Genomic DNA, 25,721 nt, shown 5'->3' on the forward strand with positions numbered 1-25,721 from the left:
TTATGCTTCTTTTTTTAACTCTGTGAAGTAAACATCTTCCAAAGTAGAATCTGCGTTCTCAAAAGAGCTGTCTGGTTGCCCTGGAGAATATACTCTTACTGATAAAGAGTTATCGTCATTATAGTTTGAGGAAAGGACTTGGTATACACTTTCAATTTTAGGCAGTTCGCTACTGTCAACCTTTTTCGTCCAAACTTTACCATTTAGCTCCTTTATTGATTTTGCAGGAGTGCTTTTCATAAGTATTTTGCCTCCGTTGATAATGGCAAGGCTGTTGCACAGGTCTTTAACATCATCAACAAGGTGGGTAGAGAAGATTACTGTATTATTCGTGCCTATTTCTCTTAAAACATTTAGGAACCTGTTTCTTTCTGCTGGGTCTAAACCTGCCGTCGGCTCATCAACAATAATTAGCTGTGGATTATTCAACAATAGTTGAGCAATACCAAAGCGTTGTTTCATTCCTCCAGAATAGCCACTTACGCTCTTTTTTCTAACCTCTTGTAAGTTGGTTAACTGCAATACTTCATCAATGATAATACCTCTTTCTTTTTTAGAACCTATACCTTTAAGTATTGCAAAGTAGTCTAGCAACTTTTCTGCAGAAACTTTTGGATACACCCCAAAATCCTGAGGTAAATAGCCTAATACTTTTCGTAACGACATAGGGTCATCCAAAACACTTATATCATTAAATTTTATGAGTCCTGAATCTGGTCTTTGCATAGTGGCAATGGTTCGCATCAATGAGGATTTACCTGCTCCGTTTGGTCCTAACAAACCGAACATACCAGCTCCTATTTCCAAAGTCAGGTTATCGATGGCCTTAACTCCATTACTATAGGTCTTTGTCAAATTTTGAATGGAAAGTTTCATATGTTATTTTTTTGAAATGAATTTTTAAATAATCTTAATTGGTAAATGGCCTCAACCTTGAACGCATTATCCAGCCATACTAGATAAATTGTTTTCAAGCTTTTCAGTTCCCTTTTTCTTAAGAACTTTTTCCAGTAAATTCTTGTCGCTGGATATACTCTTTTAATAAAGTTCATTCCCAAACCTATGGTAAGGAGAAGAACAGCTGTTGTTAGTGCTTTTAATTTCATGACTTTGAGTTTTGATACCGCTAAACTATTCTGAGAGCTGTGCTATTCAAAGGATATTTCATTATACAGAGGTAGTCTTTTGCCTAATTAGGGGAAATCTTCGATAAATGAGCAATTCATTGATTTTTAAATAAATAGAAGTTAATCCCCCAATACAAAGTGCTTTTGGTCCAGTTCCTAGGCCTTTCACCTCAGTTCAAAGTGAAACCGATTGGTATTTTCAATATATTTTATAGATTGCCCACAAAAAAACGAATGGGTTCTACGCGAACATTCTTTAAAAAAAACACCGAATTACTGATTCATTTAGCGATTTGGATTTTGTATTTTAGCTTTGCCAATGTGGACTGGTTCTCTAATTGGTTTGATAAAAGCATACGCCTAAATACTCCTGCGCCCATTCTTGTTATTTTGTTTCCAATCCTTTTCTACGGAAATGCTTTCTGGGCCATACCTAAAATTTTAAAGGGCAGAAACTGGATACGTTACCTTATTGCAGTTGGTGCTTTAGCGATAGCTATAGAATTGGTTAGAGCAACCGTCACGATTCTTGGTTCTCCGATACCAAATTTTTCAATTGAGGGGTATGAGCATGAACTTCTAGGAAGAGATAGTATTTTCGTCGGTGCGCCGAGTATATTTTGGTTTGCTATACTCAGTTCATTCATTTATCGATTTACAAAAGATAGAATTGCCAACACCAAGCTTATAGAACAACTAAAAACCGAAAAAATCCAGATGGAGCTTAATGTTTTGAAAGCTCATGTAAACCCACATTTTTTATTCAACAACCTGAATGCCCTTGATGATTTAATAGAAAGGGATAAAACGAAAGCAAAAAAATACTTGCATCGCCTTTCTAATATGTACCGTTACTTTATAACAAGTTTGGACAACGATTTTGTTAGCCTTACTGATGAGTGGCATTTTATTGATGATTACATCTATCTGATTGATGAGCGTTATGCAAAAGCGTATGACTTCTTCAAGATTAACGATTTGTTATCCATTAAGGACTATATAATTCCACCAGCATCCATACAAAACCTTATTGAAAATGTAGTAAAACACAATCAAGGTTGTATAGATGAACCTCTAAAGGTAACCATCAGATTAGACGAAAAAGGTGTTACTGTAGAACACGAAAAGAAATTAAAAACAACCAATGTTAAAAGTCTAGGGACTGGCTTGAAAAACCTAAAATCGAGATTTTATCTTTTGAGTAATCAACACATCACAATTGAAGATAATACCCACTTTAAAGTGACTTTACCGTTAATAAAGAAATTGACCTAATATGACTCAAAAAATTCTTGTACTCGAAGATGAACAAAGGGCTGGTGAAAAATTAAACGATTTGATAAAAAAACATTGTCCTGATGCAACCATTATATGGAAACGAACCGTATCCGATGGAATCATTCATTTAAGAGAGCACAAAGACTTTGATGTTATTTTCTCTGATATTGAACTACTAGATGGTAATGCCTTTAAAATCTATGATACTTTTCAGCCCAATTGCCCTATTATTTTTTGTACTGCATACAATGAATTTTATGTTGACGCATTTAGCACAAATGGAATTGCCTACTTGTTAAAACCATATACGAATGAACAATTTGAAAGCGCCTGGAACAAGTACCTCAAACTCTTCAAAGATGAAGAAAAGAAAGAATTCAATATCTCTTCAGAGGTTATAACCGAATTAAAGTCATTGGTAGAAAATCAGAGCATTAACTATAAAAAAACTTTTTCAGTTAAAAAGAGGGAGGGTGTGTTTTTACTGAAAACTAATGACGTTTCTTACTTTCAGGCCCAAGGTGACTTTGTGCTTGCAATTGATTCAAAGGGCAGAAAACATATACTAAATTATACCTTGACATCAATAGAAGAGGCAATTAATCCAGAGCAATTTTTCAAAATAAATAGAAGCGAAATTGTAAACATCGCTAGTATTATAAAATACAGTCTCTATACCAAGAATAGGCTAGCCATTCAATTGGATAACCCGAAAGCAACATTATATACATCCAACAGTAGGTCTCCTGGATTCAAAAGTTGGTTGGAGAATAATTAGCAGTATTGCTACCGCAATTATGAATAAATGGTTAAAAAAAATAGTAGTTATCCTCGCAGTTCTTTTGCTGCTAGCCTTAATTGTATTCTCGTTTCTTGGCATAAAAAACCCAGGGAAAGCGGTTCCTTTAGTGGCTAAGAATGGACGCGTTATTCCAAAGAGTATTTCGAAAATAGAAGAAGTTGTACTTGGCGAGATAAAACAATATTTGATAATAAGAGGAAAAGATTCGTTAAACCCTGTACTGCTTTTTCTACATGGCGGCCCTGGCTCTCCTGAATATGCTTTCTTAAAGAATCCCAAACTCAATTTAGAAGATGAGTTTGTCATGGTATATTGGGAGCAGCTAGGTGCTGGAAAATCATATTCAGAAGACATTCCAATGGAATCCATGAATCTTAATCAGTTAGTCGAAGATACTATTGAATTATCTCAGCTATTGCGCAAAAAATTCAACAAGAATAAAGTCTATGTAATGGGTCATTCGTGGGGAACTTTAATTGGTTTGAAAGCCGTCGATAGGCAACCCGAATTGTTTGATGTCTACATAGGAATCGGCCAAGTATGCAACCAATATGAAGCTGAGAAAATCTCTTTAAACTGGGTTGTACAAAAAGCGATAGAATTGGAAGATAAAAATGCTCAAAATGAGCTTGACGAAATCAATCTACCCCTCAAGAACGCATCGAATAAAGAGTGGCTTGATTATTTAATGGTTCAGCGAAAATATGTAAACAAATTTGGTGGTGGTATGACGAGGAGAGAATTCAATACATGGACAGACGTTACCATGCGAATAATCAACACCAGAGAATATACGCTACGCGATAAGCACAAATTCTTAAAGGGAAATTTCTTTTCGATGAACCATTTATGGGATGATGAATTAGCTTCCAATTTATTTGAAGAAATAGACAGTTTGAAAGTTCCAGTCTATTTTTTTCATGGGAAACATGACTATCAATCACCATTAGAAATAACGGCGAAGTTTTATAATCAATTGAAGGCAATTAAAAAGGAGTTTTTCCTTTTTGAAGAATCAGCCCACTCGCCCTTTCTTGATGAAGTTAATTTATTTAATCGCAAAGTGCGAACAGTAAAAAAAGAAATAGAAAAACAAATATGAATTTTAACTCACAATTATTGTTTCTTTTTAGTGCTATTGGTGCTCTTAATGGGTTACTGATGGGTTTTTATTTTTTATTTTTTGCCAAACCTAAACATATTTCAAATCGATTTTTAGGGGCTCTACTTATAATCTTGAGTGTTAGAATTGGTAAGTCTGTTTTTTTCTACTTCAACCCTGATTTAGCTTCTATTTATTTACAGATTGGTTTATCTTCGTGCTTGTTTATTGGGCCATTTCTATACTTTTATTTAGACTCCGTTTTCAATCCTGAGAGTAAAATTCAACAGCATTGGAAATATCATATATTAATACTTCTTCCAATAATCGTTTTTATAGGCTACAAATTTCCTTTTAAAACGCACTCAACTTTATGGAGGGAATACATTATTATGAGCATTTACTTAGTGTGGTTTATTTACTCATTAGCTTCAGGGTATATTATTCGGGATTTATTTAGAAAACTCATAAAAGCAAAGGAGAGACTAAAGAATATTGAAGTTTGGGCTTTGAGTGTTTTTTTCGGTAATGTCATAATTCTTGCCGCGTTCTACTCTTTCAGGTACACATATTATATTGTTGGCGCTTTGTCTTTCACATTTATCATCTACCTATTAATTCTTCTACTTGTATTCAATAAAAAGAAATCATCCATTCTTTATAAATCGTATAAACAAGAAAACTATAAAAAAATAGGCGATGATGAAGCTGTTCGATTAATCACAATTCTGGATAGCAAAATGAAGAAGGAAAAATTATTTAAAGACTCAAATTTAAAGTTGCCAGAATTAGCAAAAGAGCTTAAAATATCCGTACATCAGCTTTCGCAGCTACTTAATGAACAAATTGGAAAGACTTTTTACCAATACATCAACGAGCTTAGAATAGCCGAAGCCAAAGACTTAATAGTTGCAAACAAAATGCTCACCTTAGAGTCTATTGGATATGATTGCGGCTTCAATTCAAAGTCAACGTTCTATTCCGCATTTAAAAAATATACAGGTACAACTCCATCTGCGTATAAGGATTCTCATAGTACGAATCTATAGAACTGTACTTCTACTCTATAAAAAATTACTCCTTAGAATGAGATTGAAAAGATATTCGTGGAAAATTATAACCATGAAAAAAATTCTTATTCTTCTGACTGCGACGGCAATCATGTCATGCAACCATAAACCAAAAAAAGAAATTGCAGAAGCAAATGCTTTGAGCGAACACTTTGAGATAGGTAGCTCTCAAAAGAGAGTTCTATTTATTGTTTCCAACCAACATACGTATGGTTCTTCCGATATTAATACATCCAATCACTTCGCAGAAATAGTCTTGGCATACGATGTTCTTGCGGATGCAGGAGTCGATGTTGACTTTGTAAGTCCAGAAGGAGGTAGCATCCCCATAGGTTATATATCCACTTCAGATAAGCTGCAAAAAACCTATTTATATGATTGCGACTTTATGGCTATGCTTAATGCCACTAAAAAACCTTCTGAAATCAACCCCCAAAAATACGATGCAGTCTATTATGGTGGTGGTGGAGCTGCTATGTACGGTGTTCCCGAGAATGAAGAAATTCAAGAAATCGTAATGACAATTTATGAAAAGTATGATGGCATCGTCTCAGCAATATGCCATGGTACAGCGGGAATTGTCAACCTCAGAACATCTGATGGAAAGTATTTGTATACTGGAAAAAATATAAACGGATTTCCTGACAAATTTGAGAGAAAAGATGCAGAATACTACAAACAATTCCCTTTTTCAATCGAAGAAGCCATTAAAGAAAGAGGTGGAAATTTTGTTTTTTCAGAAGATGGTTGGGATAATTTCTATACAGTTGATGGAAGAATCATAACTGGCCAGGATCCAACTGCTGCAGCCACAGTTGCTACGAAAATATTGGATGCCTTTAACAATAAAAATCAATAAGAAAATATGGACTTTAAAAAGATATCGGTATTAGCCATTCTAATTTCGTCCTTCTCAGTCGAAGCACAAACTGAAAAAATCGACAAACTATTCGATGTCAACCAAGAAGCTCCTGGAATGGCCATTGCTGTTCATCATAATGGCGAATACATTTACGAAAAGGCCTTTGGAATGGCGAATCTTGATTATGACATTCCAATTGATGAAAATACCATTTTCGAAGTGGGCTCTTTAGCCATGCACATTACGGCAAGTTGTATTTTAAAGTTAGAGGATGAAAAAAAACTATCGCTAAGCGATGACATAAGAAAATACTTAAATGATTTACCTAATTATAAAGAAGGTACTGTTACCATAAACAACTTACTAAATCATACTAGTGGTATTATGGATTATCTAGTTGGTTTGAGTATGTCAGGAAAATCTTGGAAAACGCATTATACCAATGAAGATGCCTATGCATTAATAAAACGTAAAAAGAAATTAGGGTTTCCTCCAGGGCAAGAGTATGAATATAGCAACTCCAACTACCTTTTGTTATCTGAGATAATAAGCAAAGTCAGCGGAAAACCACATTGGGAATATGCTAAACAAGAAATATTTGAACCTCTTGGAATGTCAAGTACCTTTTATTACTCAAGCTCTAATCAACTGGTGAAGAATAGAGCAATAGGTTATCAAAAAACAGAAGATACTTTTGAAGTAAATCACAATTACGATTTTTCAGCTTATGGTGACGGAAGATTATATACCTCATTGAATGATTTTAAAAAATGGGGCGATAACCTCCAAAACAGCAGCTCACTCATTCAAAACTTAGAGCAAAGATTAACGCAACAAAACATGAGAAATAATGGGGAGAAGTTAAGCTATGCCCTAGGCCTTGAACATGGTATTGAAAAAGGCCATCCATTTGTCGCGCACAGCGGCTATTGGGCTGGTTTCAGTGCCATGTTCTTAAAATTTACAGAGATAGATTTATGGGTGATTTCATTAACAAATAATAGCTCTATATCTAGCCCTAACAATGCGTATGATGTAGCTGGAGTATTACTAGAGAGTTATCCAAAAAAAGAACCGCTTGTAAAGAATTACCAAGTTAAAAGAAAAAAACTCAAAGATTACGTGGGTAATTATTTTGGGTATAAGAACGGCTACGTGCGAGAAATAAAAATCGTCAATGACACGCTGAATTATATAGAATCTGAAAACCGAATTTACAAGCTTCAGCCCATAGCCAAAGACAAGTTTAAAGTGTTGGGCACTATAACCAACTATACTATAGATTTTAAACCAGATTCTAAGAGTATGAATTTTTTAAGAAATGGGCTGCAAATGTATACATATCAAAAGTATAATCCTGTAACGTCTACCGATTGGAGCATTGAGTGGAATAGATTTCTTGGAACCTACAAAAATGATGACTTGGCCTTAACTTACGAATTAAAAAAAGGAGAAGAAAAAGGTATAGATGTATTTGTAAACAACAAAAAACTCATGAATTATTTGCCAATAATGAATAACCTTTTTTCTTCGGAATCGACGCATCATGGCTATTTAAAATTCTCGGAACAGGAAAGTCTGTTTACTTTAAGTGATTATTCTTTTAAACCTATGGTATTTAAAAGAATTTAAAGCTATCCAGGAAAAGGCATATCATTTTCTAACACTTTATCCGTAATTACGGAAGACAAAACCAATGAAGTAGTCATTTCTCCATAAGCAGCCAATCTGCTATTGAGGTTTTGTAAGTGGTTAGGGTTTCTAACGTATCCTTTCATTTGCATACAATCATGGCCTGTTAACTGGTGACATTCAAATATTTCAGGCACGGTTTTAATAAACTCGATGAAATTCTGAGTTTGTCCATACCTAAGTTTTATAGAAATGTTTACACCTAAAGGATAACCCAGTGCTTCAATATTGATTTTTGTTGTGTATCCTTTTATAATACCTAAATCTTCCAGTTTTTGAATACGTTCCGAAACTGCTGGAGAAGATAATCCAATGTTCTTAGCTATGTCTTTTACGGACATCCTTCCGTCTTTTTGAAGTTCTGCGAGAATCGCCCAATTCATTTTATCTATCTGCATAACATTTATACTTTAATATATACAAATATATAATTTTATTTTGTTATATGCAAAATATTCAAAAATTAATAAATATTTAATAATTAAAAACTTTATTTAAAACTGTGTAATTAATTATTAAATTAATTTTTTAATGTATACATAATAATATTAATTAAAAAATGATATATACCTTTTTATATTAATATATATTACAATTATATGCCATAACTTTGAAGTATAATTTTAATTATTAAAAATATTATTATGGAATCAACAATTAAGAAAGCAACCTTGAATGGTTCAACTAAAATGGAAATAACCATTAGAAAGGCAACTATTGATGATGCAACTATTTTGGCATTATTGGGACAAGTAAGCTTTAGAGAAGCTTTTGGACACTTCTGGACTGATGAAGAAGTACTACGTAACTATTTCAAGAATACATTCTCAGTAAAAAAATTAAGAAGCAGCGTTGGTAAGGAAAATAATGTGTTCTGGATTGCATTTGCAGACAACCTTCCTGTTGGATACGCAAAATTGAAGATTCACTCTCCGTATGAAAAGCTCTCGGACGAAAGCCCTACTCAATTACAAAAGATATACTTGTTAAACGATTATATAGGGCATGGCATTGGGAAAAAGCTTCAAGATGCACTTTTTGAAGAAGTAAAAAGACAAGGTAAGAAAACTCTGTGGTTAGCTGTTTGGGACGAAAACCCTAAAGCTATAAAATTTTATGAGCGCGAAGGCTTTACAAAAAAGACAAAATACCACTATGAGTATAAGAACCTGAAAGCCGATTATGAAGTTATGACCAAATCATTCTAAGATGAAAGTATCAGGAATAATAATACCATTTGTACTGGCATTAATAGCTGCAATAGGGAATGCAATGGTTACGGTTGGGCAAAAAAACGCAAGCAATTATGAGAATCCTTTTTTCTTTGGGGCATTTTCATTGTTGTTTGCCGCCGCGGGCTTATTTGCCATTGCATTCCTATATAAAACAGAACAGTTGTATGCATATGCAATGGGAAACATCAAATGGTTTGCCATGACAGGCGGTGGTATGTTGATTTTGAACATCTTTCTATACTTTTTATATAGAGGGTATGGTGCAAATTCATATACGCTTTATGCCATACTAGCAATCATTACAACTTCTATTGGCGTATCCATTTTCTACTACGGAGAGAAGATGAACGTGTACTACGCCATATCTCTAGTATTAGCTGTGGTTACCGTATTACTTTTTCTCAAAGGAAAATCAATGGATGCATAAATAAACTAACCTTAAAACGTAAAATCATGATAAGCTTAATATTCAAACTCAAAAACAGACCAATACCATCATCCAAATTAATGGAAGATGAGAAACAAAAAACTAAAGCTCTCAGAGTGAATAGTATTCTAAAATATTATAAAGACATGCCTTATATCAAATAGTAAAAAGGCTTAAAAAAACACAATCATGTTAAATACAAAACACATAGTAAGAAAGTGGAGAAGTTCACTACTTGTATTGAGTTTACTATTAGGAACATCTCTTATGAAAGCTCAAGATACAGCGGAAATAGACCCTTCATCTTTTAAGGAGGGTATTACGAAAACAAAGAGCAACAAATCTTATGACTTTAGCGGTTTAATTGAAGCTCCGAGAGTTGATACTAAAATAACCATCGATGGCATAGTAAACGAAGCGGCATGGGAACTCATCAAACCCTTAGAAGTGTCACAAAAAGTACCTAATGCTTTTGACCAGCCCACTCAGAAGACTGAAATAAGAATCACCTATGATGAAAAATACATTTATCTGTCAGGAAGGTTATACGATAATGAGCCTGATAAAATAAACAAGAACTCTAAAAAGAGAGATGACTTTACCGAAAACACCGAATGGTGCGGTTTACTAATAGATACCTATGATGATAGAGAAAATGCTCTTGCATTTTTCGTAACGCCGAATGGTTCTAGATTAGACATGGCCTTATCAAATGATATGGTTGGCCCCAATGCTTTTAATGTCGATTGGAACACCTTTTGGGATGCCGAATCCACTATTACAGAAGAAGGTTGGTTTACAGAAATCAGAATTCCTTTTTCCAGCTTACCTTTTGAAGTAAAAGATGGCAAAACCGTAATGGGCATTACCACATGGAGATATCTAGCTAGAAATGATGAAACAGATATTTTTCCACCGAGGGATTTAAGCACCGGGAGTTCATTCAGGGCTTCATTGACGCAACGGTTTGTTTTTAAAAACATCGAAGAGAAAAAACCTTTCAGGCTTACACCATATATTCTAACTGGAGGAGAACAACTTAACGCTTTGACTGAATCTGGAGAGGCATATACCGCTGATGAGGCATTTAAAAGAGAAGCTGGCTTAGATGCCAGAATGGCTATTGGTAGTAATGTTATAGCTGATATTACATTAAACACAGATTTTGCTCAAGTTGAAGTCGACGACCAGCAAATAAACCTTACCAGGTTTAATCTGTTTTTCCCAGAAAAACGCCTGTTTTTTCAAGAACGTGCTAGCCTGTTTGATTTCAACTTCGGTTCTTTCGATAAAATATTCTACAGTCGAAGAATCGGTATTGTAAATGGCAATCAAACAAGAATCTATGGTGGGGTAAGAACCGTTGCAAAATTTGGAAAATGGGAAGCTGGTTTTTTAAATATGCAAACAGCTTCTGAAGGAGATATTAACTCAGAAAATTTTGGGGTAATCAGAGCTCGAAGGAGAATTATCAATGAAAATTCAAATATTGGGTTGATTAGCACCAATAGAACAGATTTGAATGGAAACAACAACACGGTTTACGGTATTGATACCAATATTAAAGTAGTTGGACAGAACTATGTCTCAGCAAGATGGGCTCAAAGTTTTGATACACAAATAGAAAATGCGGAATCTGACAACTCAAAATACTTTATTCAATTCGCCAAGCGTTCCCAAAATGGTATCGTTTACGATGTTAACTATGCAAGAACAGGTAAAAACTACTTACCAAAAATGGGATTTGAACGTCGAACGGACTACAAGCAATTAAGTGCAAATGTATCGTACAACTTTTTCCCTGAGGCTAAATCAAAAATTGTGCAATACGGCCCCTATGTGAACACCACTTCAATTTGGGGTAATACGTCCAAAGAACTCGAAACGAGAAATGCACAATTTGGGTTTCAATTATTAACCAAATTAGGTTGGAGCTATAATGCGAGTCTTACCAATAACCGAGAGCTTCTGTTGCAAGATTTAGCACTTCCGGGCAATATTACCATAGGTGTAGGGGAATACAATTTCAATAACCTACGCGCATCCGTAGTAAGCCCCGTTGCCCAGGCATTATCCTATGGTGCTTCGGCCGAATATGGTAATTTTTATGATGGGAAAAAGCTGACCTTGACAGCTTCACCGTTTATGAATATTACACCAGATTTTATTGTTGAAGGCAGTCTTTCATACAACAAATTAACTTTTGACAGTAAAAACCTAACAGAGGAAATTACACTTGGAAGTTTGAAGTTACTTTACACCTTCAGCACAAAGCTGACTCTTAGCTCCCAGGTTCAGTATAACAGCCTAACTAAGACGTATGCAGGAAATTTGCGCTTAAGGTACAACCCCAAAGAAGGTAACGATTTCTATTTGGTATATAACGGAGATTTCAATCAAGATAGAACGAGGGCATTTCCCATTTTGCCTACAAATAATTTCCAAAGCCTACAATTAAAGTACAGCTATACTTTTAATTTATAAAGCATGGATTGGACTGATGACTATAAAAGACTTGCTAAACAAGACCAAAGATTCAAATTTATTATTGAGACGTATGGTTTTCCTGAAGATGAGAGCAAGAATAATGATTTTGAATCTTTGGTTCAAATAGTTTTAGGGTAGCAAACCACATCTTTATTTAATTTTTCTTTAAATTTAAGCTTGTAAAGTCAAATGATATCATTTGCAATCAAATAGACCGTCAACAATTCGGTCAACAGATTTTTGTAAAGTTCAAAAATCGTTTAAAATATAAGGCTTCGGAGATTAAGTCTAAATCCTGCCGAGGTCACTTAAGAATGGAAAGTCTGCATAATATTGCAGACTTTTTAGTTTGGATGAGATTTGAACTTGTTCAAGGATCGAAATACAAACAAAAAAGCACAAATCGGAGATTCGTGACTTTTCATTTAGACTACGGAGCGCTAGGGAACATCAGAGATAATCTGCCGAGGTCACATTAAGCTAAAACTAATTAGCCACGAAACCACACAATTCATAAGATTTGTGTGGTTTTCAAGTTTTTAGAAATTCATTTAATTTGAATTGTTTTGAATTAAAATGTCCGCTAATCGGTTACCTTTTTTTAAAGTGTCTGCTAAAGCAGACACTTTGAGCAAATTAATTGATTGAACTGCTATAGTTGATTTGACCATCTTTGGTAAATTTGAAACGGATTATTGTGTTTTATTCACAAGGTGTATCGAACTCGGAAAATTATAGCCTTTTAATATTTGAGATCATAAAGCATAAGACTTGAAGAAAAACTATTACAAAAAAGTCCGTTAAAACAATTGCATATCTCATTTCCGAGTTCGGAAATCATAAATTTGATCATTCGTCAGCCTCTTCCATTCTTTCTCCCAATGAAAACCTCATTTTATCCAAAAATAATGTTCGGTTTGTTTTTCTGATTTTGATTTCGGAGAACGTGCGATAAAGGTTGTCCATGTTTAAGTCAAAAATAGCTTCAAAGACAGATTTTATTTTACTTATATCAGCATCAATGGCATTACAGCTATTTAAACAATACATTAATTCTATTAATGCTGTTTTAGAAAGTAACCACTTTAATTTAAGCTTTTTATTACTATTTCTTGTTTTGTCAAGATTAAAAATTCTTTTCTCTAAATATTTTAAGAGTAATTTAAGTCCTTCCAATTTTCCTAACAGAATGTCATGGGAGGTACTAAAATCAAGTGGCCGATAATAGGTATTTAAATTTTTTACACTAAGTAAATAATTCTTATTTCTAGTAAAATAGACTTCATCAAAATAGGATTCATCTCTGTGACAATAAAGCAAAAATTCAACATTCTCATTAAAAAACCTATTGATCTTTTTTATTTTAAGGTAAGTATATTTTCTCTGTTCATTAATATCTGACTTTGGGAAATGCAGCTCAAAGCTCCTTAATTCTGCAAAGTATATTAATCTACTCAAGGGGTACAATTTTATTTTTTTAAAGAAATGTATTTCTTCTTGTTTTGAACTAAATCCGGATTTCAAAACTGTTCTGTTCATCTCAGATAATGTATTTCTACATCCAACGATAGACAAATTAGCAATCTCAATTATATCGTTGCTGTTCGTATTTATTTTATCTAATTCTTTCTCTAATTTTTGAGACAACTCCTGAAACAACATCATGTAAAGTTTAATATTTGACACTAGCTTCTACTTTATTTACTCAAATCTACTATAGAGTAATAATATTATAAAATGATATCATTACACTTTCTTAGAAATTTTGGCTTGGTTTCTAGGAATCTTTAGAACAGGAGGACGAAAAACAAGGACTTAAGAGAAAGTAAAATACAAAAAGTGTGAATAAGAAATACCTTATCTGCAGGAGTATTAATTAGGCACAAATAACAAAATGTTTTTAACTACTTATTTTTAAGTAAGCTATAAAATTGATCGAAAATCCTTTTAAAAATAGACTTATTTGCCGTTAAAATTTCACCTGTTCCAGTAATTTCGTTTTTGAATTCAATTTTTTTATTGTAGCTCGTTTCTAAACCTTTCTCTAAACCTACACTTATTTGATAAAAACCATCCTTGTTGGGAAGCTTTGATATAGTACTCACTTTTCCGTATACAATTCCAAACTCTATAAAGTTATAATTATCAAATTTTAAATTTACCTGTTGCCCTGTTTGAATCTTACCTGCATTTTTTATGGGGACATACAATTTAACTATCGGTACACTTTTCTCAACATTGGCTACCGATCCTATGAATTCATTCTCATTTAAAAATTGTTTTTTTGTGTAAATTTTATTGAAAGTAACAATCCCGTTCTTATTACTTACAATTAGAAAATTCCTTTCCCATTTTTTAACACCAACTCTGAGCTGATTATAAGAATGGACAACCGATTTTATCAGTTGTTTTAATTCAGTATTAAACTCAAGCTTATTTAATTCTATATTTTCATCTTTATTATTTAATTCATTTTTTATCTCGGAAATAAGAACTTTAGTATCATTAATAGATTTCTGTTTTTGGAGATAATTTAATTCATCACCCTCATATTCCTTTTGGGCAATTACACCTTTTTCTAATAGGTTTTTAGACCTATTTAAGTTCTTTTCTAATAACCTAAGCTCCCTGAAATTTATATTTAATTGGTGTTTTAAAGAATTTAATTTTCGTTTTTTTTCCTCTACATTAAATAGATTGGTCTTTTGTTGAATTTCAAACTTATTTAACTTATTGAACAGGTCATATTGAAGGTATAATTTTTCAAAAGATGAATATTCTTTTTGCAAAGATCCTAGAATAAGAATTGGTATTTTATCAGTTGGAAAATAAATTGAATCACCACTAAAATCGTATTTTTTTAGAATTTCTTTTAAAAAAAGTATATCGTTATAATCGGCATCATTTTCCAATAAGATTAAGGATTGATCTTTTGTAACAACATCATTATCCTGAACAAAAACAGTATCAATTGCAGCGGTAATTTTGTTAGTTAATCTTTGAGGAGGGTTTAAGCTGGTTAGAATGATTTTTCCTCTTATAACTTCTGGGTATTTTATAAGATTCGATACGATTAAACTAGATACGATAAATACTAAAACAAAGCTATTTCCCCATCTAATTAGCCATGAAGGTTGGTAATTTATTATATCTTTTAATTTATCTGTATATACATTTTTAGATTCCATTATGACCCTAATTCTAATTGATTTTTAATAAGTTCATAATAATGTCCCTTTTTGCTAACTAAGGTTTCATGCGATCCTGACTCCACAACCAAGCCATTGTTTAAAACCAAAATCTTATCTGCTCTTTCAACAGTACTTAATCTATGAGCTATTATTAATGCAGATTTTTCCTTTAAATATGAATCTAAATTTTTTACAATTATCCTTTCGTTATCTGTATCAAGTGAAGAAGTTGCTTCGTCAAAAAATAGAATTCTTGGATTTTTATATATTGCTCTAGCTATTAAAATTCTTTGTTTTTCACCACCACTTATGCCTAGCCCCTCGGCTCCAATAGGTGTGTTTTCATTTAAGGGGAGTTCTTCAATAAAATTTTCTAGACTAGCTATTTTGACTGCCTGGTAAAATCTATTGTAGTCAATTTCATTATCAGATAAACAAATATTGTTTAAAACGGTATCATTCATTATTTCACCATCTTGCATTACAACCCCACAATGATCTCTCCAAGAATAGAATGAAATATTTTTTAAATTGGTATTTCCAGCATTGATAGATCCTTTATTTGGCTCATAAAATTGTAAAAGTAATTTTAGCAATGTGGTTTTACCACTACCGCTTTTCCCTACTAATGCAGTCGTTTGATTTGGTTTTATTTCAAAATTTATATCCTTTAATACTTGCTTTTTAAAACCCGGATAACTAAATGATAAATTTTTAATAGAAATTAAACTAGAATTATTTACAGTTTCGACATTAATCTTATCAATATTCTCTTCAAATTCTTGATCATTAATATCATTTAATCTAATTATTGATAAATAAGCATCTTGAAATTCTTGTATAAATATTAAAATTTGAGTCAAAGGGTTATTTAATTGAGCAATTATATACATTATGGCTAGTAACATTCCAAGAGAAATGTCTCCTTTCAATACCAAAATTGCCGAATAAAAAACCATAGTAATATTTTTAATCTCGTTAATTAAGTCGGCTCCGATATTTTGATAGTTTTGTATACTCAAGTATTTATTTTCATTGTCATAAACATCAGCCTGAATTTCTTCCCACTTGGTTCTTTGCTTTATTTCGGAGTTATTTAATTTAATATCTTTCATACTTCTTAGAAGTTCGATTATGTAACTTCTGTCTTTACTGATTAACTTAAATGCTTCTTTGTCAATTACAGCTCTTTTTTTAAGAAATAGGGTAAACCAAATGAAGTATAGCAAAGTCCCTAATAGAAATATTAAAAAAAGTTTCACATTATAAAATACCAGTACGCCACTAAAAACCAATAATGTGAAAATTGAAAAAATGAAATTCAAAGATGTGTTTGTTAGTAGCTTTTTAATTCTTATATGGTCTTCCATCCTTTTCATTATGTCTCCTGTCTTTTTAACATCATAAAATGATATAGGAAGTTTCATTAGCTTAATAATGAAGTCCGAAATAAAAAAAACTTTAATTCTATTTCCTATGTGAAGTAATATCCAACTCCGAATTATCTCAACCATCGTTAGACTAAAGAAAAGAAACAGCTGCGCTACGAGCAGTAAAAAAATAAAATTAAAATTTTTATTGACTATACCCTTATCAACAATATTTTGGGTAATAAATGGCATAATTAATTGTATAATCAATCCTATTATTAAACCAATTACTAATTGGACAATTAACTTACTTTGATTGCCAAAAAAACTTGAAATAAATTTCCAGCTAAAGCCTTTATCTTTCTTATTAAACTTTGTTTTATACAACATTGGAGTTGTTTCGAACAACAAGACAATACCTTCAGAAGTATCTTTTTTGGCGTTTGGCGCTATCCATTTAGATAAAAATTCTTTTTCAGAATATTTCAACAACCCCATGGCCGGATCAGAAATGAAGTATTTTTTATTCTTAATCTTGTATAAGACTACATAATGATCTTTTTCCCATAAAAGCACACATGGTAAAGGAGCATTAATTAAATCGTTTAGAGAAATTTTTACACTTAAAGTTTTAAATCCTATTTCTTCTGCTGCTTTTGATAAACTCTCTAAAGATGTACCTACTCTTGAGGTTTGACAAAGTTCTATTAGGTCTTTGGTGCTAATTGTTTTTCCATAGTATTTGGATATTATTTTTAAGCATGTTGGGCCACAATCTTTACTATATAACTGTATATAACTAGGAAATTTTCTCAAAATACATCTTAGATTTTAAAGATCGAATCAAAAACTCATAAGTAATTAATTCATAAAGTTTTTGATTATTGATAAACATTCGATTTGTATTTGTATGAATATGGTTAGTTACAAACTGATCTAGACTTTCATATTTACTTTTTGTTATCTGGTTTTTTATTAATTGCTTTCTTTTTCTCAATATTGAATGAACCGGATGATTTTTATCTATAACAAGTTCACAATTAGAGTGCCTATATTTTAGTGAAATTTGTTTTTTTAGATTTGAAATAAGTCCGAATTCTTTATAATAAAAAGGAAGAATACTATTTATTAGCTCAATTATTTTTTCATCTTCAGAATAAAAAGATTGTAATAAATTATAAGATGATATTATGTTAATATTGACTTTATCGTCAACCGATGTATTCAACACTGATGCACTTATTTGACTATCTAGCCAAAATAATTCTTCGGTAAATTCAATAGGAAATAAATGATATTTTTCGAGTTCTCTCTCATAATCTAATTCTATAGCTTTAAAAACTAAATTACAATTTTTTCCTACGAACTCTTTCAATGCTTTTTTAAAAAGAGTATTTGAAGATTTTTCGTTAAAGTTAATCCTCAATCTTAAGTGATAAAATGGGTCTTTATAGCGTATAAAAAACCAAAAAGCTTTTTCTTCTATTTTTTCAATAAGAATAGTCGCTCTCTCTAAAACAGTTTCTGACAGGTTATCATTAGTGTATAGTTTGAAATATATCCAGCTATTTCTAAAATCAAGATTCATTATATATAAATACTATTTTTTCGTTTGAATAACTTTTGTTATTTATCTTCTCTCCGTTTTTAACGTTGAATAAATATTCATATAGAAAAACCACTTTCTTGATTTTTAACTCCTTAAAAATTATTTCATATGATATCGAATTGGAAAGATTTAGAGCTACTTCTAAGTCATTATTTAATATACTCAGAATGTCGGGTAATTTCTCAGAGGCTGCCCATTTTTTAATTTTTGCAGGGCTATTGTATTTATCATACTTTAGAATCCAACACCCTTTATTTATTATTATATTGTCGTATACAATTCTAGGCAAATAAGAGTACTCATAAAACCTAGAGTCCCAATTGAAAGAGTAATTTTTTTTTGAGTAATATTGATCAAATTCTGCTAGAAAACGAAAAACACGGTTTTTTGTTTTAGTATAATTAAGTGCATTTGATAACCTCGGAGCAATATTTCGTCCTTTACCGTCTTTCAAATAAATTTTATCACTCTCAATACTAATGGTTAAATCTGATAATTCGATTTGATTCACATGTCGTTTGTTAAAGTCTAACGTTTTTTCCTTAGATAGTGAATTGTTGTAAATATTTCCATTGTTCAAATTTTCAAGAATCCTTATATCAAAACAGTTATTCTCTTTTGACAATTCATTTTTAAGGTTTAAAAAGACTTCATTATTTTGAGAGAAGCGAGAAATTAAATTGGTTTGATAATTGGCTGCGGCGTATTTAATGAAGTATTTAAAGTCTTCGTTATAATATTCTTCATAAACGAAGGACAACTCATTATCTAATATAAATTCTTCATTCTTTCCCTTAGGAAAGAGATCATTTATGTCTATAATCTTTGGAAATGAATCATTTTTCAAGTACTTACTTAAAAAAGTATATTGATTCTCATTTCTATACTCATCACTAGTACGAAAGACATTAATTTTTATGTTTAAAAAATCGAAATCATAAAATTTGTTCTTGTCAAAAGTTAATCCGTACTCCTCATCAAAAATTCCGCATAGTCTTTTAGTTTTTCCTGGATATCTAAAGTTGAACTCACTTTTAAATTTGTCTATATAATCGTTAACTTGATTTGATGAATAGAAATCCAAGAATTGTAGTACTTTTTTTAACTTACTAACATTAGGTGGATTTGATTGATATTTAGAGTTGTCAAAACAATCTATATGAAAATCATTCTTGCCCTTTAGATTATAGTTCTTAAATATCTTTTCATATTCGATATTAGAGTTTGTAAATTTTAAATCTAAATTATTAATAGAAGAGTTTAAGTTATTAAGCTTTTTGAAAGTTGAAGGATAGTTAATTTTTAGGGTTTCAGAATTCAGAAGAAAATCAAAATAATTAACTGAACTACTATTCGGTTCTAGTTCTGAAATCAAAAAACCAACCTCAATTAGATTAAAAAGAAAATCATCGATAACGTTATCTAAATTATCAAATTGCTCATTGAATTTTGACAAAATTATCTTTTTAATTTTTTGATAAGGTTGGCTTATTTTTAAATTTTCAGTAATAAAACTCAATACTTGATTAAATTCTACTTTTTCATTACTTATACAGCCTCCATTTGTTGAATTTTGAAAGTTTTGAAATCTATAATAGTTTTCGAATAAATAGATTGTGGGGTTAGTAGAAAAAGCTAGAAATTCATATTCTCTTTTATCAAGTATGTCTTTTTTGACAATGTCATATAAAGCACTATAATTCAATCTAGTCTTTCTGCTTAATCTCATTTGATCTTTTCTCTTTGAACTAAATTCTTGAATGGAAACGTTGCCTACTGTATTTAAGGGCGTTGCCCTTGTTGAAAACCTTGAAAAATACTTATATAACGTCAATTCTAGTTTTTTTGACTTTTCTTTTTTAACATATGCAGCACTATAAACGATATTTGAGTTTAGAAATATATTTTCCTCAAGGAAAGGGATTTCTAATAATTCAAAAGTATTTTTTGAGTTATTAAGAGTTTCAAAAAAGGATAAAGGCAAAAAAGGTTTTCTTAAAATATATTTATCATATATTTTAAAGCTACTTTTCATCGCTTGAAGTAACACTTTCTGCCTTTTTTAAAGCTTCATAGGCATTCAATATTCCACCGGAAGAGGACAAGTCTTTAAAGTTTCTTTTATTACCATTTCCTAAATCAACTTCAATATCATACTTATCAGTAGTAGATAAAATAATATCTTTTACTTGATTTGCGGTTAAATTCGGAAAATAAGAATAAAGCATAGCTACTACACCAGAAACTAATGGGGTTGCCAAAGAAGTACCATTTTCAAGTTTATAACCTCCTTTTGAAGTTGTCGTATTAATTTGAATACCAGGAGCAAATAAATCAACATATTTTTTCCCATAATTAGACCATTCAAGTCTCAACTCATCACCTAAATATGCATGAGATGCTCCTACGGTGATAAAATTATCTAAATCAGAGCCATTAAACTTAGCATTTGGATACATAGGGTTTTCATCTAAATCTTTACCGTCATTGCCTGCTGAAGTGATAAACATAACATTGTTTTCTTCGGCATATTTTAAAGCTTCTTTTACTACTTCTTCATCAGCACTGTAACTTTTTGATGAAGAATAGTTAATCACCTTAGCTCCATTGTCAACAGCGTATCTTATTGCTTCAGCCACATATTTATCAATTTCTGCACCTTGTCTAACAACTAGCGATAATATCATTAACTTCACATTATTTGTAACGCCTTCAGCTCCCTTCCCATTAGTTTGGTTAGAAGCTAAAACACCAGAAACCAATGTACCATGTGTCATTTTATTTAAGTCGCCATTAATTTTAGGGTGTCCTAATTTCCCGTTGGAATTATCTTCAACGTTCCAACTTATATTGTTGCTAATATCTCTAACTGCTTTGGCATCTTGCTTTCTTAAATCAGCATAGTCGGAATAGTCATATAGTCTATGATCGAAAATAAAAGCGGCACTATTAGCAACATTAGGATTGGTTGTTTCATACTTATAATATATCGAGTCTAATTCATCAAAACTTGGGTTATGCTCCTTAAAGATTGAATCAACAACTTTTTTACTACTTAAATATTCATTTTCATAATTAATCGCTTGATTCATGTAAGTATCATACAAATTCTTATTTTCTTCTATATCTGCTAATGCCTTTTTATATAGCTTATACTTTTCTGGGTAAGAAGCCGTATCATTCTCTAAAATCTTAGAGTATTTTTTAACATAATTTACATTTGAATTGTTTGCGTATATAATCCTCTCGCCATTACTTTTTCTTAAAAAATTCCAACCGTTAATGTCATCAATGTAACCGTTACCATCATCATCTTTCGAATTACCATCAATTTCATCTTTATTGACCCAAATAAAATCTTTTAAATCTTCATGTTCAGTATTCACATCTGTATCGATGATAGCCACTATCACCTGTTCTCCTGATTCACCTTTAATTATTTCTTTATAAGCTTTTTTTAGGCTTATTCCACAGACAGAATCATTATCATAGCTTCTGAAATACCACCTCTTTTGTAGACTATCATAAAATGTAGAATCTCCTTTAATAATAACTGGATTATTATACGAAAGGTTCTTGCTTTGCTTTACACAGCTGAGAATAATTAGGGGGAAAAGTAATAAAAGAAAATATTTCACAGTTAAAAATTTTAAGAGTTAAAAGTAAAAAAACCTTTTAATAAAGGTTTTTTTAGAGAGTAAGACTAGAATTTTATTTGATTACTCCTCTTGGTTTAGTTTTAACTGGTCCAACAGTATCGGGAGCATCCGTATTACCTCCTCCAAACAATTGTGAGCTGTTTTTTACTTCGTTAACCTTAAAATGGTTTAAACTCAATTTTTGCTTATTTGATTTTTTCATAATATGATATTATTATAATTTAACAAGTCCAAATATAGGTCAACTAATCGTTTAGCAGAAATTAAAGGTCTAAACATTCTAGGAATCTTTAGACTTATTCAGCTGATTTATAAAGAAATAAGGACTTGAGTTAGTAAACTTTTCAAATGCGTTATAAAATGAGGTTACATTGTTAAAACCAAATTCAGAAGACAATGTTTCCATTGTATATTTTCTGAAAACTGATTCATTTTTTAATTTTTCAATGCAATATTCAATCCTTAAATCATTTAAATATTGAGGAAAGGATTTATTTTTATATTTTTTCAATACGGACCTTACATATTTATCATTACTCTTCAAAACGTTTCGGGCAAAATCCCTGATGAGAATATTCTTTTTCAAAAACCCATTTTCCTTTTCAAACAAATTTAATTTATCTAATATTTCTTTTTCTTTATCGTCACTTATAATCTTTTTAGAAATTGAGTCTCTTTTCAGTTTTTCTTTTTCTATTTTTTTGAGAATACTATTAAATCTCTTTCTCTGTTTTAATGAATGAAAATAATAATAAAGGGCAATACCTATTAATAGTACACTTAAAAGAGTGAAGAATATTATTCTTAACTTGTGACTTTCAGATTGTGATCTTATCTTTTTATTTAATTCAATTTTATCATTTTGTAAAGCAAGGTGATTAAATTTTCTATTAAAAGTTTCATTTATTACTCTATATTCCTTCAAGTATATACTGTCTATCTCTAAAATTCTATTTAAGTAATAAAGTTCTTTGCCTTGATCCTTTTCTGATTTATACTTATTTTTTAATTCTATATAGTAATCTCGAACTTGAGGAATAAAAATTTTATTTTTTTTATGTAAGGTGTCAACCAAATTTAAATGATAATTCCTTTTTTCAATTTCATTCAGTGCTTCATAACTTTTACCTAAATAAAAATTTGCTACTATTAAGTTTGCATAATCTTTTGATTTCGATAAAGAATTATAGGATGATTGAAGGTTCTGAATAGCGCTTTTGTAATCATTTGACAGATAATCATTTATCCCCTTTTCATAAATAAAATAGTCTTTTAAAAAATTTAGATTATTCTGAATCGTATAATTTAAACCTCTTTCAGTGTAATACTTTGATGAATCTAAATTGTTAGTTTTCCTATATGCTTCGGCTAAATTAAAGTTTAGAAGAGCGTAATTTTCTTTTAAAGCATGTTTATACTCGTCTTTATATATTTTATTGCACTGCAAGAAAAGTTTAATCGCCTCTTGTTCATCATTTATTCTTTCTAGCTTAACAATACCTATAGTTGATAATGATTGAAATTCTATCAAGTAATTTCCTGAAGCTTTAGAAAGTTCATAAGATTTAATGAGATAATCTAACGCCTCTATAAATTTCTTTCTGTTAAAAAGTTCCGTGCCAATAGTAAAGTATCCATTGGCTGGATAATAAATATCGTTTTCCAAATTATGAGAAAGATCCACAATTGTATCAAGATATTTTTCTTTGCTAGAAAAATCCGACTCAATTTTAAGAATGTAACCATCAAGCAAATTCAAGTAATCTACAGGGTTGTTGTTCTTTTGTTTATCAATAAAATATTTAGAGATATCAAAGGCCTTAAGTGTATCACCAGACTCTAAAAGTGAGTAAAACAGACCATAAATATCAGTCACTGACTTATTATTTAATGTATCAATGGGCTTCTCTTGAGCATAAATATTTTGAACAAAAAAGAAACAAATAAAAAGAGAAAAGTAACTTTTAAGAGCACATTGGTTCATTTTCAAAACAATTTATTTTTTTCCTGTTAAATAATCAGTAAATCGACATTTACAATTTCCTTAATCCAATCTCATTGATTATTTTTCCAAAATCTGGTTAAATAGATTCCTATATGATATTTAATCTAAAAATATGATATATTAAGCTAGACTAAAGATGATCTATTATCAAAAATATAAAAAAAGACTTTAAAGTAGGTAATTATTGCATAACTCAATTATGAAATCTAAAGAGTTTATATTTGGTGTTTCACCAATTTTTATGAAGAAATATTCAGACTAAAATACGCTATCAAGTTTATGCCTAAAGAAGTATAAAACACCTCTGAATAATTGAATATTTAATTTTATTTAAGAATCTACCTAAAAATCAATAAACTTATTTGTTTTATTATTTGAGATTTTCTTAAATTCATCTTTAAATTCATTTATAAAAACTTCAATTAATTTACTCATAAGATTAGAAATAATTAGCTTTTCATCTATTTCTTCTGAAGAAGATATTATTGATTTTACAGTCAATAGAGCTTCGTGTAACTCTTTATCCACATATACCACATTACATTTATTATAGTTTAATGAGCTCTTGTTTACATCTTTTAAAAACTCATTCAGGTTATGATCTCTAGTTAAAGTTTGACCTTGTATTAGGGAAAGTTTATTTTCCAAACTTTCTTTTTGAATGACATTTTTAGTGATCGATTCCTTTTGCATAATATTATGATTGATTTTGAATATTAGAAGAACTTTTTCCTTTTTTAAAGGAAGCTAAAAAATTATTTATCAAAAAATTTAATAAGTAAAGATTCCTCGAATCTTAATAACTACAGCAATGAATTATATTTTTAACATAGAAATAAAATAACTTCATTTAATCATCGTAATCCTTCAATGTTGAATCAACAAAATATTTTCATGTTGTTTAACTGCTATTGAACCTTCCAAGACATTCTAAAGATTCCTAGAATCTTGAGTAACGATTCCTAGAATCTAAAGTAACATGTCTTTATTTTAGTCTAGTTCTCTTCTAGATTTGATCCCATAAACCTTTCTCCCCGATTGGTCAAATATTAAATAAATAATCATTGAAAACACTAACATGAAAAAAAGAAGTGAATATTTTTATTATAAAATGGATTATGGATAAGTTTTTGAGGTGTTATGTTTGTTAAAATTTAAAAATCAAAAAATGCAATTAAAAACAAAATTTATTATTCCGGTTCTTTTATTATTTTCTATGTCTGTTTTTTCACAAGAAAGTACCAACGTTTCAAAAACAGAAAAAGACGTTGATGAATTTAGAAATGAAGGCTTTTTTAATATAACTAAGTTCAGCTATATTTTTGTCAACTCTGCCAGACTTGAAACATTTTCACCAACTAATGGGGTTCTTAACACTGGATTACCAACTGATAGTTCTAGCTCTTTAAGCTTACAAACAATTAATGGCTATTTCTTTGGCCCTCATTTTTCAGCAGGTGTAGGTATTGGTTTAGATCGCTATAACAACCCTAATTTTAATACCCTCCCAATATTTTTAGATATTAGGTCATACCTAAAAGATGATAAGAATAGCCCATACATTTATCTTGACTATGGGACATTAATTAAAGTCGAAAATGGAATTAACAACGGTTCTATGTTCAATATTGGTGTAGGATATAAATTCTCTTTAAACAAAGATAGCAGGTTATTATTTGTTACCGATTTAGGATATAGCTATAAATCCATAAGTAATGATGGCTTACCTATCAGGAAATCTGAAAGCTGGGTACAGGTAAAGGGTGCTATTCTAAGTCTCGGAATAATATTCTAAAATATTAAAT

General features: G+C 30.8%; 23 protein-coding genes. 11 read left to right on the forward strand and 12 right to left on the reverse strand.

Translation table 11 applies throughout. From position 1 onward, the window contains the following. Positions 1–876 (reverse strand): ABC transporter ATP-binding protein, encoded by an 876-nt coding sequence (locus tag AC1EUU_RS09825; protein ID WP_480201245.1) that lies wholly within the window; start codon positions 874–876, stop codon positions 1–3. Next, entirely contained in the window at positions 873–1,106 is a 234-nt protein-coding gene (locus AC1EUU_RS09830; protein WP_480201246.1) for a hypothetical protein, read from the reverse strand. Before AC1EUU_RS09830 ends, AC1EUU_RS09825 begins: the two co-directional genes overlap by 4 nt. Before the next feature lie 255 nt (positions 1,107–1,361). Between AC1EUU_RS09830 and AC1EUU_RS09835 the strand changes: the two genes are divergently transcribed. From AC1EUU_RS09835 to AC1EUU_RS09860, 6 genes are all read left to right on the forward strand, one after another. Beyond that, on the forward strand, positions 1,362–2,402 hold the full coding sequence (locus AC1EUU_RS09835) for a sensor histidine kinase (protein ID WP_480201247.1): 1,041 nt from the start codon (positions 1,362–1,364) through the stop codon (positions 2,400–2,402). A gap of 1 nt (position 2,403) precedes the next feature. Then, entirely contained in the window at positions 2,404–3,183 is a 780-nt protein-coding gene (locus AC1EUU_RS09840) for a LytR/AlgR family response regulator transcription factor (RefSeq protein WP_480201248.1), read from the forward strand. A 64-nt stretch (positions 3,184–3,247) separates the two neighbouring features. Continuing rightward, the gene (locus tag AC1EUU_RS09845) at positions 3,248–4,309 is read left to right on the forward strand and encodes an alpha/beta fold hydrolase (RefSeq protein WP_480201249.1); all 1,062 of its coding nucleotides are present in this window, start codon (positions 3,248–3,250) and stop codon (positions 4,307–4,309) included. Between the two features lie 134 nt (positions 4,310–4,443). Then, on the forward strand, positions 4,444–5,358 hold the full coding sequence (locus tag AC1EUU_RS09850) for a helix-turn-helix domain-containing protein (RefSeq protein WP_480201250.1): 915 nt from the start codon (positions 4,444–4,446) through the stop codon (positions 5,356–5,358). 37 nt (positions 5,359–5,395) lie between these two features. Next, positions 5,396–6,238 carry a type 1 glutamine amidotransferase domain-containing protein gene (locus AC1EUU_RS09855; RefSeq protein WP_480201251.1) on the forward strand — a complete coding sequence of 281 codons (843 nt, stop codon included), beginning with the start codon at positions 5,396–5,398 and terminating at the stop codon, positions 6,236–6,238. A 6-nt stretch (positions 6,239–6,244) separates the two neighbouring features. After that, the gene (locus tag AC1EUU_RS09860) at positions 6,245–7,873 is read left to right on the forward strand and encodes a serine hydrolase domain-containing protein (protein ID WP_480201252.1); all 1,629 of its coding nucleotides are present in this window, start codon (positions 6,245–6,247) and stop codon (positions 7,871–7,873) included. A 2-nt stretch (positions 7,874–7,875) separates the two neighbouring features. Here the strand turns inward: AC1EUU_RS09860 and AC1EUU_RS09865 are convergent, their stop codons facing one another. Next, positions 7,876–8,331: an Lrp/AsnC family transcriptional regulator gene (locus tag AC1EUU_RS09865; protein WP_480201253.1), complete on the reverse strand. Its 456-nt coding sequence runs from the start codon at positions 8,329–8,331 to the stop codon at positions 7,876–7,878. A gap of 246 nt (positions 8,332–8,577) precedes the next feature. Between AC1EUU_RS09865 and AC1EUU_RS09870 the strand changes: the two genes are divergently transcribed. The 4 genes from AC1EUU_RS09870 (at position 8,578) to AC1EUU_RS09885 (ending at position 12,220) form a co-directional block, all read left to right on the forward strand. Next, the gene (locus tag AC1EUU_RS09870; protein ID WP_480201254.1) at positions 8,578–9,141 is read left to right on the forward strand and encodes an N-acetyltransferase family protein; all 564 of its coding nucleotides are present in this window, start codon (positions 8,578–8,580) and stop codon (positions 9,139–9,141) included. Position 9,142: 1 nt separating this feature from the next. After that, the gene (locus AC1EUU_RS09875) at positions 9,143–9,595 is read left to right on the forward strand and encodes an EamA family transporter (protein WP_480201255.1); all 453 of its coding nucleotides are present in this window, start codon (positions 9,143–9,145) and stop codon (positions 9,593–9,595) included. Between the two features lie 189 nt (positions 9,596–9,784). After that, positions 9,785–12,079: a DUF5916 domain-containing protein gene (locus AC1EUU_RS09880; protein WP_480201256.1), complete on the forward strand. Its 2,295-nt coding sequence runs from the start codon at positions 9,785–9,787 to the stop codon at positions 12,077–12,079. Between the two features lie 3 nt (positions 12,080–12,082). Next, positions 12,083–12,220 carry a hypothetical protein gene (locus AC1EUU_RS09885; RefSeq protein WP_480201257.1) on the forward strand — a complete coding sequence of 46 codons (138 nt, stop codon included), beginning with the start codon at positions 12,083–12,085 and terminating at the stop codon, positions 12,218–12,220. Between the two features lie 711 nt (positions 12,221–12,931). On the opposite strand, the gene AC1EUU_RS09890 is transcribed toward AC1EUU_RS09885, so the two are convergent. The 9 genes from AC1EUU_RS09890 to AC1EUU_RS09930 all read right to left on the reverse strand — a co-directional run bounded on the left by AC1EUU_RS09890 (position 12,932) and on the right by AC1EUU_RS09930 (position 24,609). Then, positions 12,932–13,768 carry an RteC domain-containing protein gene (locus tag AC1EUU_RS09890; RefSeq protein ID WP_480201258.1) on the reverse strand — a complete coding sequence of 279 codons (837 nt, stop codon included), beginning with the start codon at positions 13,766–13,768 and terminating at the stop codon, positions 12,932–12,934. Between the two features lie 218 nt (positions 13,769–13,986). After that, a complete protein-coding gene (locus AC1EUU_RS09895; protein WP_480201259.1) occupies positions 13,987–15,270 on the reverse strand; it encodes a hypothetical protein in 1,284 nt (427 codons plus the stop codon). Then, on the reverse strand, positions 15,270–17,459 hold the full coding sequence (locus AC1EUU_RS09900) for a peptidase domain-containing ABC transporter (RefSeq protein ID WP_480201260.1): 2,190 nt from the start codon (positions 17,457–17,459) through the stop codon (positions 15,270–15,272). The genes AC1EUU_RS09895 and AC1EUU_RS09900 overlap by 1 nt, the downstream gene beginning before the upstream one ends. Continuing rightward, a complete protein-coding gene (locus tag AC1EUU_RS09905; protein ID WP_480201261.1) occupies positions 17,443–18,231 on the reverse strand; it encodes a thiopeptide-type bacteriocin biosynthesis protein in 789 nt (262 codons plus the stop codon). Before AC1EUU_RS09905 ends, AC1EUU_RS09900 begins: the two co-directional genes overlap by 17 nt. Further along, the gene (locus AC1EUU_RS09910; protein ID WP_480201262.1) at positions 18,221–20,287 is read right to left on the reverse strand and encodes a lantibiotic dehydratase; all 2,067 of its coding nucleotides are present in this window, start codon (positions 20,285–20,287) and stop codon (positions 18,221–18,223) included. Before AC1EUU_RS09910 ends, AC1EUU_RS09905 begins: the two co-directional genes overlap by 11 nt. After that, positions 20,277–21,890, reverse strand: coding sequence for a S8 family serine peptidase (locus AC1EUU_RS09915; RefSeq protein WP_480201263.1), 1,614 nt, complete (start codon positions 21,888–21,890; stop codon positions 20,277–20,279). Before AC1EUU_RS09915 ends, AC1EUU_RS09910 begins: the two co-directional genes overlap by 11 nt. Before the next feature lie 73 nt (positions 21,891–21,963). After that, complete coding sequence (locus AC1EUU_RS09920; protein WP_480201264.1) at positions 21,964–22,113, reverse strand: hypothetical protein; 150 nt, start codon at positions 22,111–22,113, stop codon at positions 21,964–21,966. 78 nt (positions 22,114–22,191) lie between these two features. Beyond that, entirely contained in the window at positions 22,192–23,895 is a 1,704-nt protein-coding gene (locus AC1EUU_RS09925; protein WP_480201265.1) for a hypothetical protein, read from the reverse strand. A 363-nt stretch (positions 23,896–24,258) separates the two neighbouring features. Next, positions 24,259–24,609 (reverse strand): hypothetical protein, encoded by a 351-nt coding sequence (locus tag AC1EUU_RS09930; RefSeq protein WP_480201266.1) that lies wholly within the window; start codon positions 24,607–24,609, stop codon positions 24,259–24,261. A gap of 475 nt (positions 24,610–25,084) precedes the next feature. On the opposite strand from AC1EUU_RS09930, the gene AC1EUU_RS09935 reads away from it, so the two are divergent. Next, positions 25,085–25,711, forward strand: a complete 627-nt coding sequence (locus AC1EUU_RS09935) for a hypothetical protein (RefSeq protein ID WP_480201267.1) — start codon at positions 25,085–25,087, stop codon at positions 25,709–25,711. Positions 25,712–25,721 lie beyond the last annotated feature (10 nt).

This window comes from Maritimimonas sp. 2205BS37-2 (assembly GCF_056591755.1).

What these genes read in the sequence shown, in the direction of transcription:
- AC1EUU_RS09825 (WP_480201245.1), bottom strand. Translation starts at nt 876, where the DNA reads ATGAAACTTTCCATTCAAAATTTGACAAAGACCTATAGTAATGGAGTT.
- AC1EUU_RS09895 (WP_480201259.1), bottom strand. Translation starts at nt 15,270, where the DNA reads ATGGAATCTAAAAATGTATATACAGATAAATTAAAAGATATAATAAAT.
- AC1EUU_RS09930 (WP_480201266.1), bottom strand. Translation starts at nt 24,609, where the DNA reads ATGCAAAAGGAATCGATCACTAAAAATGTCATTCAAAAAGAAAGTTTG.
- AC1EUU_RS09880 (WP_480201256.1), top strand. Translation starts at nt 9,785, where the DNA reads ATGTTAAATACAAAACACATAGTAAGAAAGTGGAGAAGTTCACTACTT.
- AC1EUU_RS09870 (WP_480201254.1), top strand. Translation starts at nt 8,578, where the DNA reads ATGGAATCAACAATTAAGAAAGCAACCTTGAATGGTTCAACTAAAATG.
- AC1EUU_RS09925 (WP_480201265.1), bottom strand. Translation starts at nt 23,895, where the DNA reads ATGAACCAATGTGCTCTTAAAAGTTACTTTTCTCTTTTTATTTGTTTC.
- AC1EUU_RS09835 (WP_480201247.1), top strand. Translation starts at nt 1,362, where the DNA reads ATGGGTTCTACGCGAACATTCTTTAAAAAAAACACCGAATTACTGATT.
- AC1EUU_RS09935 (WP_480201267.1), top strand. Translation starts at nt 25,085, where the DNA reads ATGCAATTAAAAACAAAATTTATTATTCCGGTTCTTTTATTATTTTCT.
- AC1EUU_RS09885 (WP_480201257.1), top strand. Translation starts at nt 12,083, where the DNA reads ATGGATTGGACTGATGACTATAAAAGACTTGCTAAACAAGACCAAAGA.
- AC1EUU_RS09910 (WP_480201262.1), bottom strand. Translation starts at nt 20,287, where the DNA reads ATGAAAAGTAGCTTTAAAATATATGATAAATATATTTTAAGAAAACCT.
- AC1EUU_RS09865 (WP_480201253.1), bottom strand. Translation starts at nt 8,331, where the DNA reads ATGCAGATAGATAAAATGAATTGGGCGATTCTCGCAGAACTTCAAAAA.
- AC1EUU_RS09830 (WP_480201246.1), bottom strand. Translation starts at nt 1,106, where the DNA reads ATGAAATTAAAAGCACTAACAACAGCTGTTCTTCTCCTTACCATAGGT.
- AC1EUU_RS09860 (WP_480201252.1), top strand. Translation starts at nt 6,245, where the DNA reads ATGGACTTTAAAAAGATATCGGTATTAGCCATTCTAATTTCGTCCTTC.
- AC1EUU_RS09920 (WP_480201264.1), bottom strand. Translation starts at nt 22,113, where the DNA reads ATGAAAAAATCAAATAAGCAAAAATTGAGTTTAAACCATTTTAAGGTT.
- AC1EUU_RS09840 (WP_480201248.1), top strand. Translation starts at nt 2,404, where the DNA reads ATGACTCAAAAAATTCTTGTACTCGAAGATGAACAAAGGGCTGGTGAA.
- AC1EUU_RS09855 (WP_480201251.1), top strand. Translation starts at nt 5,396, where the DNA reads ATGAGATTGAAAAGATATTCGTGGAAAATTATAACCATGAAAAAAATT.
- AC1EUU_RS09905 (WP_480201261.1), bottom strand. Translation starts at nt 18,231, where the DNA reads ATGAATCTTGATTTTAGAAATAGCTGGATATATTTCAAACTATACACT.
- AC1EUU_RS09875 (WP_480201255.1), top strand. Translation starts at nt 9,143, where the DNA reads ATGAAAGTATCAGGAATAATAATACCATTTGTACTGGCATTAATAGCT.